This is a genomic window from Paenibacillus thiaminolyticus, assembly GCF_003591545.1.
Classification (GTDB): domain Bacteria; phylum Bacillota; class Bacilli; order Paenibacillales; family Paenibacillaceae; genus Paenibacillus_B; species Paenibacillus_B thiaminolyticus_A.
Map to the genome: position 1 here is coordinate 129,790 of NZ_QYZD01000002.1, position 19,000 is coordinate 148,789.

A 19,000-nucleotide genomic window follows, 5' to 3' on the forward strand; every position below is an offset into this window, starting at 1 on the left:
GCTTACCTGTCCTTCTTATTGCCGCATGAATGAACTCGTTGTCTATAAGGCGTTATATACATTGGCGAACCGGTAGAAAGAATTGGTTTCATCCAACAATGTTTTTACGCAATTTTTCAATTGCCTCGGTTCTAGCCTCTTCATTCGAAGTGCAGCGATCAGCATATCGAGCATTTCCGCCTGCGGATCGGTTGTCGCTCCCACATGAATTCGTTGTTGTTCATTGTATTTTTCTTTTATTTTTTCATAGATTTGAACAACTTCTTTATATTCATTTTGGTTCTGATTTTTGTTCTCGGTGGACACGAGTATGCTCAGGCATCTCCCGGCAAAATTGGGCATATCCTTGGCAAAATTCGGGTCGGAATGAAATAAAGCATCCAACTTTTGCTTATCCTGAACCAAGCCATAGCAATACGTTGTGATTGCGGGCCGATCTTCATTAATCAATTCAGACAATAATAACTTGGGACTCATTTCAATCGTCGCCGTGACGCCATATTTATGAAACAGGTTCGTGGCCGATGTAAATAAGACGGGACTAATTAAATGGTAGGTTAACGTTTGGGCTATTTGAGCCGGATTGGATAAAGGAGCTCCGGTATAATTCGAAATGACAGGAAAACGGAAAGGATAAAATTCAAAGCCATTCATAAAATCCAAATATTCCATGCAAATCTCATTCATGAGAGGGGAGTGAATGGGCGGACTATGAAGTAGCGGAGATACAATGGCCCCCTTCTCCAGCAGCATTTGCTCAACCGCTTCCAGCTTGTCGTTCCATCCGCTGATTGCGTATTGACTCCCGGAATTGAAGCATGAAATATAAACGCTCTCCTGTGCGTTGGCTGCCTTGATGCACTCTTCTATCATTTGCGAGCTGGCTTGTTCAATGATTGCCATATGACCGGTATTCTTATCGATAATCCTGCTTACCAGCTCTCCCCGCTTCATCATGATGGTAATCGCGTCCGCGAAGGTCATCGCTCCTGCACTCACCAATGCGGCATATTCTCCAATACTATGACCAACGGCAAATTGAGGGTACACGCCATAATCGTTCATATACGCCCTGAATATCGCAATCTCTGCCGTCAGGATGGCAAGCTGCATATTTGCAAATTCATTCATGCTGCTTACACTCCCATGGAAACAGAGGTTGGCCATATCCTGGCCTGAGACCTCGCTTGCTTCCTCGAAGGTCTGCTTTGCTATCGGATAATTTTCATAAAATGCTTTTCCCATCTGCAAGAACTGAGTGCCTTGCCCCGGAAAAAGAAAAGCGAACTTCTCCATGATCGCTCATGCCTCCTTGTAATATAAGGAATGTGCTCAAATAATAACGGCTATATATTTCTAATCGTATGAAGGGCGATCAGCATTTCATGCATTTGCGAGGTTCCTTCAATAATTTCATTGATTCGGGCATCCCGCATATACCTTTCCACTGGATAATCACGGCTGCATCCATTCGCTCCATGAATTTGCACGGCATCGCTTGCGGCCTGGTTAACCATTTTGGAGGCAAAATATTTGGCCGTCCATGTCTCCATGATCGAATCGGGATCCATGACATCCTTCAAATACCCCGACTGATAACATAACAGCCTGGCTGCCTTCACATTGACCGTCATTTCCGTGATCATTTTCTGGATCAGCTGGTTCTCCCTTAATGCCCTGCCGAATTGCCTTCTTTTTCTTGAATAGTCTACCGACTGCTCCAAGCAAGCCTGCCCCAAGCCTACACATCCGCAGGCTACCGTATACCTCCCGTAGTCGAGACAATGCAAGGCCACATGGGATAAACCCGTCCCGACGCTGCCTACCATGTTATCCTGCGGGATGACACAATCGGCCAGATGCAGCTCCGCCAGCATCGAAGCTCTGGCGCCCAGCAAGCCGGATATAGCCGTTGCGGTAAAACCCGGAGTGTTGCGTTCGACCAGAAAAGCCGTTGGCTTTCCTTCGCACTGCGCGAACACCAAATAAATATCCGCGATCTGCCCCATCGTGATCCATTTTTTATGTCCATTGATTACATAATTAGGGCCGGATGCAACCGCCGCCGACTGCACATTCTTGGCATCACTGCCCACCTCCGGTTCGGTGAGCGCAAAGGCGCCGATAATGTCACCGGCGGCCATTTTCGGCAGCCATTGATGCTTCTGTTCATCACTTCCCCAGCGAAGGAGAGCCATGGCCACCATTCCATGTACGGTCAGCAGGCTTCTTAAGGAAGAGCACCCGCGTCCTATTTCTTCGTTCAGAATTCCAATGGTCACCCAGTCCAGCCCTAATCCACCGTACTCCCGTGGCAGCATGGAACCAAGGTATCCCTTCTCCTTCAAGCGCTCCATTAATTCGGGATCGAGCCGCTCTTCTCTGTCGTTTTTTTCGGCATAGAGCACCACGACCTCATCTACAAAATCCCTGAACTCCCCTTTCCAGTTGAGCTGTTCCTTCGTCAATTCCATTTTCATCATCATTACCCACTTTACGGATTATTAACGAGTCCGGCTTTTCTCTCAATCAGTTCAACAATTTTATGGATTGACCTGAAATTGTTGATGTCCAGATCTTTATTATCAACCCGGATATGAAATTCTTTTTCGAGAAAGATGACCAATTGCATCGCAAACAAAGAGTTTACATACCCCAATGAAAAAATATCATCATCATCTTGTAATTCGTGCTTTCTAAAAAACCTGCTTACAAAGTGCTTGATTTTTACCTTGGCGTCTTCCATGACAATCCCCTTTCTTATCTATCATCAAATTTGGCCATTCGCCTGCACCGAGCCTTATTCATATGTATAAAATCCTTGTCCCGACTTTCGGCCGCACAAGCCGGCCTCAACCATTTTCCGCAGCAGGGGGCAGCAGCGGAATTTAGAATCTTGATAGCTTTCATATAGCACATCCAAGGATTGCACCACGGTATCTAAACCTATCAAATCAGCCGTCTCCAAGGGGCCCATTGCATGGGAGTAACATCTCTTGAAAATCTCATCCACTTCCTGGGGGGAAGCGACCTGGTCTTGAACGACAAAGGCTGCTTCATTCATGAATAAATGAGAAATTCGGTTGGACACAAAGCCTGGGTAATCGTTCACTACGATCGTTTCTTTTCCAATGGATAAGAGCAAATCTTTAATCTGCTCTATCGTCGATTCCGCTGTATGATATCCCCGGATGAGCTCAACCGCCGGCTTCATAGGCACCGGATTCATAAAATGAGCTCCCGCTATGAGCGCTGGCCTTTTCGTTAATGCTGCGATTTTGGTAATCGAGATACAAGAAGTATTCACAAGGGTTACACAATCCTTCAGGCAGACGCTGTCTAATTTTTGATACACTTCCCGCTTGGTCTCCCATTTTTCCGTTACGTTCTCGACAACATATTCCACATCGGCAAGCAGCTCATAATCCATAGATAACTGTATTCTCGACAGTACGGCGTCAGGATCTGCTACGGTTTCACTCCTTTGAAATAATCCCTGCAACCTGACGTTGTTGTATATTTCCTCGCTTGCTTGCATCAGTGTCTTGTCACAAATATCGATGAGAACGACGGGATAGCCTGATTGGGAGAAGGCCTGGGCAACACCTTTGCCCATAACGCCAGCGCCAATAACGCCTATTTTCTTCACACTTTATCCTCCATCAATGAAAGATACTTGGGATCGCTAATTAAAATGCCATGAAGCACAAGCTCTTCAAGAAAAGCCTCAAATTCTTCAAAGGGGTAACTATCATGATAGATTTCATGAATCGTAACATACCTTTCCGCTGCAGGCTGAATGATGTGATAGATTTCATCCTCCAAGAAAAAGGATTCACGAGTCACAACATCCGTAAATAACTTTCCGTTTTTGAAATTTTCTACGGCCATCTTTGGATTGAATTTGTACAACAAAATACCACCTATCTATAAATTATTCTGTTTAGAGTGTGTACTAATGGCTTTCACGCTAAACTAAGCTATCAAATCCTAATTAGGGGCGTGACTCTCGTAAGTATTATTGTTTGATTTCATCAATAACCCCAAGCTTATACACTTTAAGTTGTTTCATTGCGCTTCACCCCCTTTTCATTCGACTCATTAGTACACACACAAAAAAGAACAATGAATATTAGCCGTGATAAAGCTATCTTCTAAACAACATCGATGATCTGCCTATTCATATCCATTTCCCGTTGATACAGATTATCTAGTTGGCCATCCAACGAAATGAGCGAATCATGGGTATAATTTTTATAGATATCAACGCAAAGTCTCTCCCATAATTGAATGCACTCGGAAATGATATTTTGCAGATCAGGCTTATTGCCAGGCAGACTTCTTAATAAGTAATGCTTCGAGATAATAGGTCCATTCGGATTTTTAATTGACTTCAGCAACTCATAATATGAAAAAGAGCGGTAAAAAGAATCTAAGGAATTTATATTCTCTATCTCCATTTTCAGAACGCTGAATTGATGCTGTAGATTTGCTAAAATTTTGGCCGCATTTGCCTGAATTACCTCTCTAACGGAGTCTTTCATTTGCTTACAGCTGTACTCTGTTTCTATATGTAAATCAAGCAAACAATTTTTATACTCCTTAACATTATCCATGGCGAGCTTCAAATCTTCCCCGCTCAGAACAGCGTGATCATATTTGTGATCGCTTAACGTAAACTGGTCATTTGCAGAATCATAAGCTCTTAACATAATGAAATGGGAGCCAATATTTTTTTTGTAATTTACGGAATCATAAGGCAAGAAAAAACAATTGGTGCACACCGTTTGAAGATCGTTTTCACCGATCCTTGTCATAACGACTTTTAGCACTTCCTCATAATTGATAAAGAGCTTTTTCTCAATGGATAACCCGGTGCATATACGGAAAAGTTCATCATCGATAATACTGCCCTTTATATTCAGAAGCGGGAAAGGTTCGTCCCTTTCCTTTTTTACCGCAATCGTATGCCCGCCGAGCAAATGAAAGATATCCATTTGTTCCAAAGCGATGTTACGCAATTGGCATAACTCTGAAATGACGTAATAATAACAATGTTTATTGGCCATGATTTATCCCCTAACACGATTATTCAAGATAAATCCCAAAAACGAACCTCAAAAAGAAAAGCGCAAAAACTTTCCGAACATTTGCAAATCTGCCGGTATCCGTGCCGTCAGCCGATCAGACATCGTCTGGGCTTCAATTGGGGAAGACCAGTATGAACATGTCATCAGTTGTCCTAGTTGTGGTCACAATAAGATTCGGGTTTAAAGAAAGAAGTGAATCGCAAGTGATGAGGCAAACATTCCATGATGTGCTTAAAAGTGAAGGAGGAAAACATAAAAATACGTTCTCGGAGAGCTTGCATGAATCCGTATGTCATGCAGAGATAGAGGTGAATTCTTTCGCCCATTCCCAAGATTCACTTTGGCGTTTCTAATCCTGGGAAGCTATAGCTATTAAAGTAATATTTAATAATTATTTTTTGTAGAACCGTTTTATAGAAATAATATTTTTTCGCATATCATTATTGAGAACATGTCAGAAGCCCGGTTCCTGTCGAACCGGGCTTCTGACGCGACAGTCTCCTGCCTTAACGGAACATCCCCCACAGCTTCAGGAGATGTAACGTATTGTTCGGGTCAATCTTCTGCGCCAGCACGAACTGCACGATCGCTTCCTCCTGCTGGGCGCTGATGGACTCGTTCAGCGTACTCGTTACTTTGCGCACCAGCCGGCGGACCGTCTGGCGGTTCTGAAGATCCGACTTCGTCACGCCGTCCACAATGCGCTTGACCCGCTCCTTCATGGCGGACTGCTTCATCTTCAGTTTAATTCGTTCAACGAGTTGCGGACTGATCCCGTATTTCGTATAGCTCATTTTCGTCGGCACACCTCCGGAACACAAGTTGGCCAGAGCTCACCGGAGCGAGCTCAAATGGCACTCTGTTCCAATATATGTCCGAACGCTTGTCTGCTATCCGCCCGAATTGCCCAATCGGCCGGAATGCCATCCGAACCGGCTGCCCGCGAACGACTCGGGCCTAATCCATCCGCTCGCCCTGGAGCAGCTGCTCGCGCTGCAGCACCTCGCGCAGACCGCCATAATCCGGCGACGTCCAGAACGTCTCCGACCGGATCAGCGCAGCTGCATCATCGCGCGCCTGCTCCAGCACCGCGTAGTCGTTCGCCATATCCGCCAGCTTGAACTCCGGCAATCCGCTCTGCTTCGTTCCGAAAAAATCCCCCGGACCGCGCAGCTCCAGATCGCGCTGCGACAGCTCGAAGCCGTCCTCGGTCTCGGTCATGATACGCATCCGCTCCTGCCCGACCTCCGATTTCGGATCGGCGATCAGCACGCAATACGACTGATGCCCGCCCCGGCCGACCCGGCCCCGCAGCTGATGAAGCTGCGACAGCCCGAACCGTTCCGCATCCATCACGATCATGAGCGTTGCATTCGGCACGTCCACGCCGACCTCGATAACCGTCGTCGAGACAAGCACCTTCGTCTCTCCTGCGCTGAAGGAACGCATCGCCTCATCCTTCTCGGCCGGCGTCATCCGTCCATGCAGCAGCCCGACAGGCAGATCGGGGAAGGCCTGCTGCATCTGCACATGCACATCGATCGCATTCTGTACGTCAAGCTTGTCCGATTCCTCAATCAACGGACAGATGACATAAGCCTGATGCCCAGCCTCCGCCTCCCGGCGAATGAAGCCCAGCACCCGGTCAAGCATGTCATGCTTGACCCAATACGTCTTGATCGGCTTGCGGCCCGCCGGACGTTCCCGAATCGACGACACGTCCAGGTCGCCGAAGACCGTAATCGCCAGCGTTCGCGGAATTGGGGTGGCAGTCATCGTCAGCACATCCGGATTCCAGCCCTTCCGGCGCAATATGCTGCGCTGATTGACCCCGAAGCGATGCTGCTCGTCGGTGATGACGAGGCCGAGCTTGCGATAATGGACATCCTCCTGTATCAGGGCATGCGTCCCGACCAGGATGTCGATCATGCCCATCTGCAGCGCCGCGAGCACATCACGGCGCTTCCGCTCGGTCAGACTGCCGGTCAGCAGCCCGACCTCAATGCCGTGGGGAGCGAACAGCTTCGTTAGCGAACGCATATGCTGCTCCGCCAATATTTCCGTCGGGACCATCAACGCGCCCTGGTACCCTGCCCGGATAGCAGCATACAAGGCCGTCGCGGCAACGACCGTCTTGCCGGATCCGACATCGCCCTGCAGCAGCCTGTTCATGCAGGACGGCTGCCGCATATCATGCAAAATGTCGGTAATCGCCTGCTTCTGTCCGTCCGTCAGCTCGAACGGCAGACTGCGGGTGAACTGGCGCACCGTCGAATTGTCGACCATGAACGCGACACCGTCCGAGCGCTCGCGAGTCAGCGCGCGGAAGGCATGCAGCTTCAACTGGAACAGCAGCAGCTCCTCATAGACGAGCCGCCGCCGCGCCTGCTTGCCTTCTTCGACATCATGCGGCACATGCATCGCGCGAACCGCTTGCTTCCGCGGCATAAGCCGATAGCGCCGAAGCATCTCCGGCGGCAGCGGTTCTGTCATCGCTTCGCCGAACTGCTGCAGCGCCTGGGCAATCGTCTTGCGCATCCACGCCTGCGTAATCTTGCCCCCGACCGAGTAGACCGGCTGCAGCGTGTCAATCCGGCTCGCCCCTTTATCGGGGAATTCCGACGTCGAGACTGTCAGCTGCATCCGGCGCTGATCCCATTTGCCGGTCAACACAATATCCCGCCCCTGCTCGAGCTGCTCGCGCAGATACGGACGGTTGAACCAGGTGGCCGTAATCAGCCATTCCTCTACCAGCACGCGGCAGGTCAGTCTGGACTTGCGGCCGTACCGCTGCAGGACGGGCTGGCTCATAATACGTCCTTCGACAGTAACTTTGTCGCCGTCCTTCACATCGCTCAGACGGCGGAGGTGAAAATCTTCATAACGGAAAGGGAAATAATCGAGCAAATCGGCAACGGTAAAAATGCCAAAGGCGTGAAGCTCGGTTTGTTTCAACGCGCTCACGCCTTTGACCATGGTTACGGGACATTGACTCAATGGAATCATGGCCGATAACGTCCGTATCCTGTCAGGACGATGCTTCGTCCGCAGGCCACATGAAGACGGCGGCGACGCCAGTCCCGACATGGGTGCCGATGACGGAGCCCACGATCGTGTAGTCCATGGATCGAACGTCCAATGTATTCTGAATGGCTGCCGCCAATTCATCCGCTGCCGACGGATTGCTCGTATATCCCATGACCGTATGCACCGGTCTTCCCTCGAATTGCTGCTTCAGCATCTCCAGGATGCGGGCCACCGCTTTCTTATGACCCCGCACCTTTTCCACCGCATACACTTCTCCCTCATCATCGATAGAGAGAATCGGTTTAATATTGAGCAGTGTGCCGAATAATGCCGCTGCTTTGCCGATGCGGCCGCCCTTTTGCAAATATTCCAATGTATCAACCAAAAAGAAAAGCTTGCGTTCCCGCTGATAACGTTCAATCATGGCCAAAATTTCTTCTTTCGTACGGCCTGCCTCCGCCATCTTGGCAGCTTCCACCACGATAAGCCCGAATCCGTAGGATGCCGACTTCGAATCGACAATCGTTATATCGGACTCTTCTTCCATCATGTTCTTCGCGAGCACGGCGGATTGATACGTTCCGCTGAATGCGGCCGACAGATGAATCGAAATGATCTGTGTGTCCGGCTCGGCATTCAACCGCTTGAACACCTCCAGGAACTCGATAGGAGAAGGCTGGGACGTTGTAGGCAGCCGCTTCGCTTCAACAAGCAATTGATAGAACCGCTCTGCACTGATCGTGACCGCATCCTGGTACATATCGTTCCCGAAATGCACCTTGAGCGGAATCATCTCAATGCGATAGCGTTCGCGTAATTCCTGTGGAATATCCGCTGTGCTATCCGTGACGATACGGATAGATGCCATTCACATCCCTCCTTCGTTACTCAACTGAGATAAGATATGCATAAATAGGCTGTCCGCCCTGATGGACTTCCACTTCCGCATCCGGATAATGCTCGCTCAACCATTCGATTAGCGCTTCCGTCTCGTCTGCCTTCGCCTCTTCGCCGGTAAGCAGCGTAATCACCTCGCCGCCGTCCTCCAACATCTTCGTGAGCAATTGCTGCAGCGTGTCGCTCATCGATTCGGTCGTTACGACAATCTTGCCGTTGGCGATGCCCATATAGTGGCCTGCCTTAATATCCAGCCCGTCCAGCGTCGTATCGCGCACGGCATAAGTAACTTGTCCGGACACAACATGGCTGACCGCATCCTGCATCGCGGTCCGATTCACCTCCAGATCCTCGTCCTCCTGGAAGGCGAAAGCCGCCGCAATGCCTTGCGGGATCGTCTTCGTCTCGATGACCGTCACTTCACGGTCCACGAATTCGGCTGCCTGCTTCGCCGCCATCACAATATTCGAATTGTTCGGCAGGATGAAGATGTGCTGCGCCGTGATCTTGCCGATAGCATCGATGAAATCCTGCGTGCTCGGATTCATCGTCTGACCGCCGGACAGAACGATATCCACCCCGAGGCTGGTGAAGATGTCGTGGATGCCCTGTCCCATCGCCACGGCGATGAAGCCGTATTGAGCGATCTCATCCGCAGGCGGCTCAACCGGAACGCTCTCCGTGACGATATCCGCAAGCGGCATCTCCGCGAACAGCTCCGGCATCGCGGACACTTCCCCATGCTCCCCTTGCAAAATATCGCGATGCTGCTCGCGCATGTTCAAAATATGAATCCGGATCAATTCCCCGTACTGCATCGCCAGATCAAGCACTTCGCCCGGCTTGCGGGAATGAACATGGACTTTGATAATATCGTCGTCTGCGATGACGATAATGGAATCCCCATTTTTTGCAAGCGCTTTCCTAAATATATCTTCATTAAAGGGCACAGCTGCTGCGCGATTGCGGGCACGATCGATAAAAAATTCCATATCATATAAAAATTCGATGTCTTCCGTATGCAGCTTGGCCTGTGCAGGCATTGGCGCCGCAGCCGTCTTCTCGACCGGAACCGATATGACCGCTTCGGCAGTTCCTTCCGCCCCTGCTTCCAGCACAGCCAGAAATCCTTCATAAATATAGAGCAAGCCTTGCCCGCCGGAGTCCACGACCCCGACTTGCTTCAGCACGGGCAGCATCTCCGGCGTCTTGGCCAGCGCTTCCTTGGCCTTGTTCGTCACTTCCCGCATGAACTCGACCAAGTCCGGCGTCCGGCGCGCAATATGGACGGCATGCTTGGCCGCTTCTCTCGCGACCGTCAGTATCGTGCCCTCCACGGGCTTGACCACAGCTTTATAAGCAGTGTCCACGCCGCCTTGCAGCGCGTGGGCGAATTGAAATGCGTTCACTTCGTCAAGGCCGGCTACGGCCCGGCTAAATCCCCGGAACAATTGGGACAGAATTACTCCCGAGTTCCCCCGAGCGCCCATAAGCAGCCCTTTGGACAACACCTCCGCCGTTTTGGCGATAGACGTGGACGGCTTCGCTTTCATTTCAGTAATGCCCGCTGTCATCGTCAAATTCATGTTCGTCCCCGTATCTCCGTCCGGGACTGGAAAAACGTTCAATGTATTGACGTGTTCGGCATGGCGATTGAGCGAATCTGCCCCGCCCAGCACCATACTGGCAAATTGTGCTCCATTTAAAGAACGCTTGTTCAACGAATATTCCCCTTCCTAGCTTAGTACGCGTACGTCCTGTACAAAGATGTTCACTTGGTCCACTGCGAGACCGATGTCATGTTCGAGTACATACTTCACCTTGGCTTGGATGTTGTGCGCCACCTCGGAGATTTTGGTTCCGTAACTTACAATAATATATAAATCGATATGTAGACTATCGGATTGTTGGCGCACTTCGACACCACGCGACAGATTGCCTCGTCCGAGCAACTCAGCAATACCGTCCTTCAATTGCTTGCGCGATGCCATTCCAACGAGTCCATAACATTCCATAGCCGCAGAACCGGCGATCACCGCCACGACTTCTTCCGAAATGTTCACCTTGCCGAATTCCATATTGAGTTGGATGGCCATGGTTCACTCCACTCCTTTTTTTGAGTATTATGGACTAATCAACATTGTACTATAATAGAAAAGAGAAATAAACAAAGTTTTTGATTCGGTTGACTACAGATTTTAAAATATGATATCATATTTAGGTATTTAACGTATGAAGGGTGCTTTGGGATAAGGAGGTGTAAGGCATGGCTCGCAAATGTTATGTAACGGGGAAAAAACCAGGCTCGGGTAATCACAGATCGCACGCGAACAACAAATCTCGCCGCTCTTGGGGTGTAAACGTACAAAAGGTTCGCATCTTGGTTGACGGCAAACCAAAACGCGTATACGTGAGCACGCGTGCATTGAAGGCAGGTAAAGTGACTCGCGTCTAATCCCAGCCTCCATATAGAAAGAGCACCTGAAGCGCAATCAGGTGCTTTTTTTGATCGCCTAATTCATTCGCGATCTTTCGTCTCGACAACTTCGGACAGGCTTGTATCTCAACGGCTTGGCTTGTTTTGGAGGGAATCGCGGTCCCGGCGCTCTCATTCCAGCGCGGCACCGCCGGCGACTGGTAATGGATGGTTCTTGTCCGGCATGGCGTGCGGCGGATGGCATCTCGGCAATCCCCCGCCGAACGGGCATCCCCATCCAAGTGCGGCTGGGCCGCTGTCCCATGCTTGCCGGACAGCCGTCCGGAGCTCATCACCGTTACTGTATGTTGCCCCGCTCCCGCACATGCGCTCACGGATCGGATGGATGGATACCGACTCAGCTTCAATGCCGCCTGGAACGTCAGCTTTTTTGAAACGTATTTAAAATCGCCTTGACGAAACCTCCCAAAAACTTCGGCAGCTTAAACGTATAAAACTTCATGTTCCACCCTCCTCGTCATTCTCATCCTACCCCGCTATTCTCTTGCAACATAAAAAAGGTTACATGAGAGATCTGTGCTCATGTAACCATCATATGCCGCAGGCCAATCATCTATGCACGGGCGACAAGCCCGATTCGCGCCCATTTATGCCGCAGGTGCCGGCATCTGCTGCATGTATAAATATACGGACATCATGAAGACAAAGATAAAATAGAACAAAATCGACAACAAAATCAAGCCGATGCGCATCCCCTTTGTCGGATTCCGCTTGAAAAAGCGAATTCCGAGCAGAAGCGCGCCGATCGAGCAAATGATACTTAACGGGAAATTCAAAAATGCGTAAAATCCGACCAGCGTGCCGCAAACAAAGCTGTACGATGCCAGCGTCAGCGCCGTTCTCCACATAGGGACTTTCCCCTTCTCCGGCCCCTCCGCTCCTGTCATTGCCGCGCTCGCTCCGCGGATTCACGGATAGACTGAATGGCCGCTTCCCGGCTGTCCGCTCCGTAGACCGCGCTGCCGGCCACGAGCACATCCGCTCCTGCCGCAGCGACCAGTGGGGCCGTCTCGACCGTAATCCCGCCGTCCACTTCGATATGAGTCTCTGCCCGTCCCAGCTCGTTCAGCCGTTGGCGAAGACGGCGGATTTTGTCCGTCATCGAAGCGATGAACTTCTGTCCGCCGAATCCCGGATTCACCGTCATAATAAGGACCAGATCAAGCTCTGCCAGCACCTGTTCGATCGCCGTCAGCGACGTTCCCGGATTAATCGCCACGCCCGCCCGGGCGCCCGCCTCCTTAATCTGATGGACGACCCGATGGAGATGAGGGCATGCTTCCGCGTGCACCGTAATGATATCCGCGCCTGCGGCGGCGAACGCCTCAATATACTTCTCCGGCTCGACAATCATCAAATGCACGTCCAGCGGCAGCGCCGTATGCGGGCGGATCGCTTGCACAATGTTCGGTCCGAGCGTCAGGTTCGGCACGAAGCGGCCGTCCATCGCGTCCACATGAATCCAGTCGGCGCCTCCCTGCTCCACATTCCGAACCTCTTCGCCAAGCTTCGCGAAATCGGCCGATAGGATAGATGGGGCGATACGAATCGTTTGCTGTGCTGTCATGTCAGTACCTCCGTCGTTTGTCTTTCATTTCGTCGAAAAATAACAGGTAATGTTCATAGCGCGAATCGGCGATCAGGCCTTCCTGAACCGCTTCCTTCACCCGGCAGCCCGGTTCGTGAATATGAGTGCAGCCCCTGAACTTGCAATCGCCCGAATAGCTTCGGAATTCACGGAAGCACCAGCCGAGCTGCTCCACCCCAAGCTCAAGGAAATCAAGCTGGCTGAAGCCGGGCGTATCGGCGATATATCCGCCCTGCGGGAGCGGCAGCAGCTCGACGTGGCGCGTCGTATGCTTGCCCCGGCCCAGCCGCTGGCTAATCTGGTTCGTCTCCAATGACACCCCAGGGAGCATCGCATTCAAGAGAGATGACTTGCCAACGCCGGACTGGCCGGCAAATACGCTGATCTGATCAGCTAACCGGTCTGCCACGCCTTGATAACCGAATCCGCCCTTGGCGCTCGTGGCGATAACTTCGTATCCGATGCGCCGGTACAAGGCGATTAACTCTTCCATCCGCCGGCCCAGACGAGCCGACTCCTCCTCCGGAAGCCGATCGAGCAGATCCCACTTCGTCAGCAGAATGACTGCCTCCACCTCTGCATGCTCGATATGGACGAGGAACTTGTCCAGCAGCTGCATATTCAGCTCCGGCTCCGTTACCGAGAACACGAGCCCCGCCAGCGATACATTGGCTATCGGAGGCCGGATCAGCTCGCTCTCCCGCGGCTCGATCTCGTTCACCACGCCTTCTCCATTCTCGGTGATGGAGTAGACAACGCGGTCGCCGACCAGCGGGGACACGCCCTTCTTCTTGAAAATGCCGCGCGCCCGGCACTGCACCGACTTTCCGCCGCGCTTCCCCTCTTCCTCCACGTAATAATATCCGCTCAACGCCTTGACGATAAGGCCTTTAGGCATGCTTATCTACCATGAACATATCGATTCCCTCCATGTAATTCGAAGTTATAGGGGCCCCTCCATCGACACATCGCCATCGGAGACGCGCGATGGAAGGGCGGGTAATCTTGTCTTGGAAGAAGGCTTGCAGACAATTACTCGTCCGGGTCTATTCCTCCCCCTTCTTCTTGCCCTTCACCTTCTCCTCCGCTTTGTCCTTGAATTTCTCCTTCAACTTCTTGCCCTTGCCTGGCCGAGGGGTCGTCTAGACCCGGTATCTGCACCGTGCCCTGCTTGGCATCGGTATAGCTCACCGTATACGTATCCAGGAATTGACCATCCCGATACAATAGTACGACCCCATCTTTGTTCGGAGCGAGCACGAGCTCTACGTAGAAGATTTGGCTTGATGATATTTTCTGCGTACCCCATTCTTTATTCTCTCCGGTTGCATCCGTATAGTCAATGCGGATCGTACTTGTCTTGCCGTTCTCCTCGGGAGCCACAGGCAGCGGGAACGTATAGCTCAGCGCCTCCGGCGGGTAGCCCGAGCTGACATAAATGCGGACCTCCGAGCCCTTGGAGACCGGATCGTTCGGCTCGAACGGCTGCTGCTTGAATACGCGGCCGGCCGGCTGCTCGTAACTCGGCTCCTCGATAATGCCGTCCTTGGCCAGCTTCAGCCCGCTCGCTTCAATCTTGGCGATCGCTTCCTCCTTCGTCGCCCCGACGAGATTCGGCATGCCGAACGTTTCCTTGCCTTTGCTGACCAACAGCTTCACCGAAGCATTGCGCGGATCAACCTTCTCCCCGGCAGCCGGAGTCGTGCCGACCACCGTTCCCGGCTCAGCTTCATCGTCGAAGACGGGCTCCTTCGTGATACGGGAGCTGTCGAAGCCGATTTCGATCAGCTGCTGAATGACCAATTCCGAAGGCTTGCCGGTATAGTCATCCATTTCAATATACGGCGTTCCCTCGCTCACATACAGCCGGACGCTCGAACCTTCCTTGACTTTCGTGCCCTCCGGCTTGCTCTGATCGAAGACGACGCCCTTCTCGAAGCCTTCCTTCGGCTCGCGCACAATCGGGTCCTCGACCTCGATTTTCAGGTCGTGCAATTCCTGTAACGCCTGCTGCTCCGTCTTATTGATGAGGTTCGGCATGACGACATCCTTGACGACAAGCAGACTTTTCACATAAAAGACGACGCCAATCAGGATGCCGAGGAACAACAGCGTGGCCCCGATCCAGACCGTCGGCTTCACCCATCCCTTCTGCGCCGGCTTGGCCGGTTCCCTGCCGGCTGCCACTGCTGCGGCTGCGGGTGCGGGCGCCGCTCCGGGATACGTGTCCGAAGGCTGCCGCTCCTCCCGCTCCTGGGCACGAATGGCCGGCATGACGCGGGTTTCTTCCGGGTCCTCGTACACTTTGCGCTGGGCGAACATCACCTTCGCTTCCTGCGCCCGCTCCGGAGACAGGCTGGTCTCCAGATCGCGCAGCATTTCCGCAGCGGACTGGTACCGCTCAGCCGGATTTTTGCGCATCGACTTCAAAATAATATTTTCCACGCTTTGCGGAATATGCGGATTTACCTTGCGCGGTTCCTCGAACGGCTCCTGCAAATGCTTGAGCGCGACGCTGATCGGGCTTTCGCCCAAAAACGGCAGTCTGCCGGTCAGCATCTGGTAGAGCACGATGCCGAGAGAATACAGATCGGACTTTTCTCCCGCCGAGATTCCTTTCGCATGCTCCGGTGAAAAATAATGCACCGAGCCGACGACCGATCCCGTCTGGGTAATGGTCGATGACGTAACGGCCCGCGCGATGCCGAAGTCCGTTACTTTCACCCGGCCGTTGCGGCCGATCAGTATATTATGAGGCTTAATATCTCTATGAATAATCCGATTCTGGTGGGCATGGTCGAGCGCATCGCATATTTGAGACGCGATCCGCACCGCTTCCTCAACCTGCAGCGGAGCACGCTGCTGTATAATTTCGTTCAGATTATGCCCTTCCACATACTCCATCACAATATAATGCGTGTCGTCCTCTTGCCCGACATCGTAAATGCTGACCACGTTCGGGTGGCTCAGCGAAGCGGCAGACTGGGCCTCTCGCCGAAAGCGCTGGATAAACTCCTCGTCATGCACGAACTGCTGGCGCAGCACTTTGACCGCGACATAACGGTTCAACAGATTATCCAATGCCTTATAGACGAGAGCCATGCCGCCCCCGCCGATTCGGGCGGTAATCTCATACCTTCCGGCAAGTGTTGTTCCTATCACGTACTCACTCCTCCTTCCCGGCGCCAGGATGCTCCAGCAGCACGACCGTAACGTTGTCGTCTCCGCCAGCCTCCAGCGCCTGGCTAAGCAGCCGGTCTGCCCGCGCCGATAACGGGAGCGACGGATCGATGACCGTGCTCCAGATATGGTCCTCATCCACCATGCTGGTCAAGCCGTCGCTGCACAGCAGCAGCGTATCGTCTTCGCCGTACTCCACCGGGATAATATCCACCTTAACCTCCTCATCCGTGCCTAGCGCCCGCACCAGCACGTTGCGCCGCGGATGGCGCTCCGCCTCCTCCGGGCCGATCTGGCCGCTCTTGACGAGTTCATTGACGAGCGTATGGTCCTCCGTCAGTTGAACGATCCCTCGCCGGCCGATTCGATAGGCTCGGCTGTCACCAATATGGCCTATGTATCCGCTCGTATGCCCAGACGGAAACAGCACCGCCACAATGGTCGTTCCCATGTGGTGGTACTTCTCATCCTGGGATGCAATATGGAAAATCGTGTGATTGGCACGCAAAATCGCGTCTTCCAACGCTCCCGCCAACTGCTGCTCCTCCAGCTGCTGCGGCAGGGCCGCCAGCTCGGAGACGACAGTCTCTACCGCCAGGCGGCTTGCGATATCGCCCGCTTGATGACCGCCCATGCCGTCCGCGACGACAGCGATATCATAGCCGTTCGCCAGCTCGGATACATAGACCCGATCTTCATTGACTGCGCGCACGCGTCCAACATCGGAACGATGCACTGCTCTCATTCTTCCTCACCTCGCATTGGACTCCAAATGCTTGGCACGCAGCTGGCCGCAAGCGGCGGCAATGTCATGCCCCTGCTCCCGCCGGATGGTCGAGTTGATGCCCCGATCCAGCAGCGTGCGATGGAACTTGAAAATATCGTTGCGCGGAGTGCGGATATAATTGCGCTCCGGTACATAGTTGACCGGAATCAGATTGACGTGGGCCAGCATCTCCATCCGCTTCAGCACATCAGCCAGTTCCTCCGCATGCTCCACCTTGTCGTTCACGCCCCCGATTAGGGCGTACTCGAACGTAATTCTGCGCCCGGTCTTCACCTGATAATGCTTCAGCGCCTCCATCACCTCAATGAATGGATAGCGGCGGTTGACCGGCATCAGCTTCGAGCGCAGCGCATCGTTCGGCGCATGGATCGAGATCGCCAGATTAATTTGCGTGTTCTCATCCGTGAACCGATAAATGCTCGGCACAATGCCGCTCGTCGACACGGTAATATGACGCTGCCCGATGTTCAGCCCTCTCTCATGAATCATCGTACGCAGGAACGCCATCGTCGCGTCATAGTTCTCGAACGGCTCGCCAGTCCCCATAATAACGATGCTGCTGATGCGCTCATTCGTCTCGTCGAGCATCTTCTGCGCCGTGACGACCTGAGCGACGATCTCTCCCGCCGTCAGATTGCGCTTCAGCCCGCCGAGCGTCGAGGCGCAGAACGTGCAGCCGACGCGGCAGCCGACCTGAGTCGTGACGCAGATGCTGTTCCCGTAACTATGCCTCATGATGACCGTCTCGATCGCATGGTCGTCATGCAGCCCGAACAAAAACTTGACGGTGCCGTCCTCGGACTTCAAATGCGTAATCACCTTCAAGTTCACGAACTCGAAGCTCTCATCCAGCTTGCCGCGAAGTCCCTTGGACAAATTCGACATCTCCTCGAAGCTGGTTACCCGCTTCACATAGAGCCAATCAAATATTTGCCCGGCCCGAAAAGCAGGCTCCCCTTGCTCCTTCAGCCATTGCTGGAGCTGCTCGAACGTATAGTCGTATATAAATGGTTTCATGTACTGTTCAACCTTTCGCTTCATCACTTGTCATGTAGTCGATCTATTTTACCACAAATGGCGCCTTTGCCAAAAGCCAAGCCAAATTCGCATCCTCTGTCCTAGACTCGCCGGCTCCGCAAGTGCCCCATCCTCCCGGCGTCCGGCATGTCCCTGCTCCCAAAGCCCCGCGAACCGAAAAGTCCCGCAGTCAGCAGAACCATCACTAGGCCTCATTCCGAGTATATAACCAACCTGCCCTCATATATGCGCATGTCCACCCCAAAATGTCGAAAAAACTTGCCCCTCAGATGCTGCCCCTGAAAATCCATGCAGGGCATTCTCCTGCCTGCTAAGGCTTGTGATTGACGGTACCATAGGCCGTTCTCCGAATTGCTCGGACATCTGTTCAGCAGCCCTTTTGACCATTATCCCATCCGCTCATCCTTCTCTTCGACGGCTCTTTTGCTCGTTCTCCCCACTGGTCAGGTAGCTGTGCAGCGGCCCTTTTGACCATTAACCATCCGCTCAGTTTCTCTTTGACGGCTCATTTGCTCGTTCTCCCCACTGGTCAGGTAGCTGTTCAGCTTTCTGCCTCGCCCCGATTCACCCATTGCCCATTTGCAGCATACATTTTAAAAAGCCCAACAGGCCGTTTCCGAGAAATCGATGAATTGATTACTAATAGTTCTCCAAATAAGTCCAGTCCTGACACTAGAAAAGACTGTATAAAAACTTGCGAAAGTTCCTGACTAGATGGGAGAGTGCACAAAAGGAACCTACGCACGTCCCCTTTCCTGACGCATGGGATATTGCATAAAAGAAGCTTTCACACGCCCTCTTTCCTGAACGGATGGGAGAGTGCATAAATGGAACCTACGCACGTCCCCTTTCCTGACCGCATGGGATATTGCATAAAAGAAACTTTCGCACGCCCT

Annotated in this window: 20 protein-coding genes; 1 reads left to right on the forward strand and 19 read right to left on the reverse strand. The window is 52.3% G+C overall.

The annotated features are described in order from the left end of the window. Window positions 1-42: 42 nt before the first annotated feature. The 11 genes from DQX05_RS03505 to DQX05_RS03555 all read right to left on the reverse strand — a co-directional run bounded on the left by DQX05_RS03505 (window position 43) and on the right by DQX05_RS03555 (window position 11,110). A complete protein-coding gene (locus tag DQX05_RS03505) occupies window positions 43-1,296 on the reverse strand; it encodes an ACP S-malonyltransferase (protein WP_119790922.1) in 1,254 nt (417 codons plus the stop codon). 50 nt (window positions 1,297-1,346) lie between these two features. After that, the gene (locus DQX05_RS03510) at window positions 1,347-2,483 is read right to left on the reverse strand and encodes an acyl-CoA dehydrogenase family protein (RefSeq protein WP_259391764.1); all 1,137 of its coding nucleotides are present in this window, start codon (window positions 2,481-2,483) and stop codon (window positions 1,347-1,349) included. 11 nt (window positions 2,484-2,494) lie between these two features. Further along, window positions 2,495-2,746, reverse strand: coding sequence for an acyl carrier protein (locus tag DQX05_RS03515; protein WP_119790924.1), 252 nt, complete (start codon window positions 2,744-2,746; stop codon window positions 2,495-2,497). Between the two features lie 54 nt (window positions 2,747-2,800). Beyond that, the gene (locus tag DQX05_RS03520; protein WP_119790926.1) at window positions 2,801-3,649 is read right to left on the reverse strand and encodes a 3-hydroxyacyl-CoA dehydrogenase family protein; all 849 of its coding nucleotides are present in this window, start codon (window positions 3,647-3,649) and stop codon (window positions 2,801-2,803) included. Next, window positions 3,646-3,912 (reverse strand): hypothetical protein, encoded by a 267-nt coding sequence (locus tag DQX05_RS03525; protein ID WP_119790928.1) that lies wholly within the window; start codon window positions 3,910-3,912, stop codon window positions 3,646-3,648. The genes DQX05_RS03520 and DQX05_RS03525 overlap by 4 nt, the downstream gene beginning before the upstream one ends. 242 nt (window positions 3,913-4,154) lie before the next feature. Further along, entirely contained in the window at window positions 4,155-5,069 is a 915-nt protein-coding gene (locus tag DQX05_RS03530) for a cysteine peptidase family C39 domain-containing protein (RefSeq protein ID WP_119790930.1), read from the reverse strand. Between the two features lie 527 nt (window positions 5,070-5,596). Beyond that, window positions 5,597-5,884, reverse strand: a complete 288-nt coding sequence (locus DQX05_RS03535; protein WP_119790932.1) for a stage VI sporulation protein F — start codon at window positions 5,882-5,884, stop codon at window positions 5,597-5,599. Between the two features lie 163 nt (window positions 5,885-6,047). Then, on the reverse strand, window positions 6,048-8,096 hold the full coding sequence (gene recG, locus DQX05_RS03540; protein WP_119790934.1) for an ATP-dependent DNA helicase RecG: 2,049 nt from the start codon (window positions 8,094-8,096) through the stop codon (window positions 6,048-6,050). Between the two features lie 22 nt (window positions 8,097-8,118). Further along, entirely contained in the window at window positions 8,119-8,985 is an 867-nt protein-coding gene (locus tag DQX05_RS03545) for a DegV family protein (RefSeq protein ID WP_119790936.1), read from the reverse strand. A gap of 16 nt (window positions 8,986-9,001) precedes the next feature. Continuing rightward, entirely contained in the window at window positions 9,002-10,696 is a 1,695-nt protein-coding gene (locus tag DQX05_RS03550; protein ID WP_119790938.1) for a DAK2 domain-containing protein, read from the reverse strand. Window positions 10,697-10,750: 54 nt separating this feature from the next. Next, window positions 10,751-11,110, reverse strand: coding sequence for an Asp23/Gls24 family envelope stress response protein (locus DQX05_RS03555; RefSeq protein ID WP_119790940.1), 360 nt, complete (start codon window positions 11,108-11,110; stop codon window positions 10,751-10,753). Between the two features lie 170 nt (window positions 11,111-11,280). Between DQX05_RS03555 and rpmB the strand changes: the two genes are divergently transcribed. Further along, the gene (rpmB, locus tag DQX05_RS03560) at window positions 11,281-11,469 is read left to right on the forward strand and encodes a 50S ribosomal protein L28 (protein ID WP_087442928.1); all 189 of its coding nucleotides are present in this window, start codon (window positions 11,281-11,283) and stop codon (window positions 11,467-11,469) included. Here rpmB and DQX05_RS03565 read toward each other — a convergent pair. The 8 genes from DQX05_RS03565 to rlmN form a co-directional block, all read right to left on the reverse strand. Further along, a complete protein-coding gene (locus tag DQX05_RS03565; RefSeq protein ID WP_147385148.1) occupies window positions 11,466-11,858 on the reverse strand; it encodes a hypothetical protein in 393 nt (130 codons plus the stop codon). The two genes, rpmB and DQX05_RS03565, sit on opposite strands and share 4 nt — an antisense overlap. A 14-nt stretch (window positions 11,859-11,872) precedes the next feature. Next, complete coding sequence (gene spoVM / locus DQX05_RS03570) at window positions 11,873-11,953, reverse strand: stage V sporulation protein SpoVM (RefSeq protein WP_006675261.1); 81 nt, start codon at window positions 11,951-11,953, stop codon at window positions 11,873-11,875. 145 nt (window positions 11,954-12,098) lie between these two features. Beyond that, window positions 12,099-12,359 (reverse strand): hypothetical protein, encoded by a 261-nt coding sequence (locus tag DQX05_RS03575; protein WP_119791429.1) that lies wholly within the window; start codon window positions 12,357-12,359, stop codon window positions 12,099-12,101. Between the two features lie 35 nt (window positions 12,360-12,394). Continuing rightward, window positions 12,395-13,078: a ribulose-phosphate 3-epimerase gene (gene rpe, locus DQX05_RS03580; RefSeq protein WP_119790943.1), complete on the reverse strand. Its 684-nt coding sequence runs from the start codon at window positions 13,076-13,078 to the stop codon at window positions 12,395-12,397. Window position 13,079: 1 nt separating this feature from the next. Then, window positions 13,080-13,997: a ribosome small subunit-dependent GTPase A gene (gene rsgA / locus DQX05_RS03585; RefSeq protein WP_119790945.1), complete on the reverse strand. Its 918-nt coding sequence runs from the start codon at window positions 13,995-13,997 to the stop codon at window positions 13,080-13,082. Between the two features lie 134 nt (window positions 13,998-14,131). After that, entirely contained in the window at window positions 14,132-16,261 is a 2,130-nt protein-coding gene (gene pknB, locus DQX05_RS03590; protein ID WP_119790947.1) for a Stk1 family PASTA domain-containing Ser/Thr kinase, read from the reverse strand. Between the two features lie 4 nt (window positions 16,262-16,265). Further along, the gene (locus DQX05_RS03595; protein ID WP_119790949.1) at window positions 16,266-17,024 is read right to left on the reverse strand and encodes a Stp1/IreP family PP2C-type Ser/Thr phosphatase; all 759 of its coding nucleotides are present in this window, start codon (window positions 17,022-17,024) and stop codon (window positions 16,266-16,268) included. Window positions 17,025-17,030: 6 nt separating this feature from the next. Then, on the reverse strand, window positions 17,031-18,083 hold the full coding sequence (gene rlmN, locus DQX05_RS03600) for a dual-specificity RNA methyltransferase RlmN (RefSeq protein ID WP_220483154.1): 1,053 nt from the start codon (window positions 18,081-18,083) through the stop codon (window positions 17,031-17,033). Window positions 18,084-19,000: the final 917 nt, after the last annotated feature.

Excerpts from the sequence above, each read along its gene's own strand:
- DQX05_RS03505 (WP_119790922.1), bottom strand. The coding sequence starts at position 1,296 with ATGGAGAAGTTCGCTTTTCTTTTTCCGGGGCAAGGCACTCAGTTCTTG.
- DQX05_RS03510 (WP_259391764.1), bottom strand. The coding sequence starts at position 2,483 with ATGATGAAAATGGAATTGACGAAGGAACAGCTCAACTGGAAAGGGGAG.
- DQX05_RS03515 (WP_119790924.1), bottom strand. The coding sequence starts at position 2,746 with ATGGAAGACGCCAAGGTAAAAATCAAGCACTTTGTAAGCAGGTTTTTT.
- DQX05_RS03530 (WP_119790930.1), bottom strand. The coding sequence starts at position 5,069 with ATGGCCAATAAACATTGTTATTATTACGTCATTTCAGAGTTATGCCAA.
- DQX05_RS03535 (WP_119790932.1), bottom strand. The coding sequence starts at position 5,884 with ATGAGCTATACGAAATACGGGATCAGTCCGCAACTCGTTGAACGAATT.
- recG (WP_119790934.1), bottom strand. The coding sequence starts at position 8,096 with ATGATTCCATTGAGTCAATGTCCCGTAACCATGGTCAAAGGCGTGAGC.
- DQX05_RS03545 (WP_119790936.1), bottom strand. The coding sequence starts at position 8,985 with ATGGCATCTATCCGTATCGTCACGGATAGCACAGCGGATATTCCACAG.
- DQX05_RS03550 (WP_119790938.1), bottom strand. The coding sequence starts at position 10,696 with ATGGTGCTGGGCGGGGCAGATTCGCTCAATCGCCATGCCGAACACGTC.
- DQX05_RS03555 (WP_119790940.1), bottom strand. The coding sequence starts at position 11,110 with ATGGCCATCCAACTCAATATGGAATTCGGCAAGGTGAACATTTCGGAA.
- rpmB (WP_087442928.1), top strand. The coding sequence starts at position 11,281 with ATGGCTCGCAAATGTTATGTAACGGGGAAAAAACCAGGCTCGGGTAAT.
- spoVM (WP_006675261.1), bottom strand. The coding sequence starts at position 11,953 with ATGAAGTTTTATACGTTTAAGCTGCCGAAGTTTTTGGGAGGTTTCGTC.
- DQX05_RS03575 (WP_119791429.1), bottom strand. The coding sequence starts at position 12,359 with ATGTGGAGAACGGCGCTGACGCTGGCATCGTACAGCTTTGTTTGCGGC.
- rpe (WP_119790943.1), bottom strand. The coding sequence starts at position 13,078 with ATGACAGCACAGCAAACGATTCGTATCGCCCCATCTATCCTATCGGCC.
- rsgA (WP_119790945.1), bottom strand. The coding sequence starts at position 13,997 with ATGCCTAAAGGCCTTATCGTCAAGGCGTTGAGCGGATATTATTACGTG.
- DQX05_RS03595 (WP_119790949.1), bottom strand. The coding sequence starts at position 17,024 with ATGAGAGCAGTGCATCGTTCCGATGTTGGACGCGTGCGCGCAGTCAAT.
- rlmN (WP_220483154.1), bottom strand. The coding sequence starts at position 18,083 with ATGAAACCATTTATATACGACTATACGTTCGAGCAGCTCCAGCAATGG.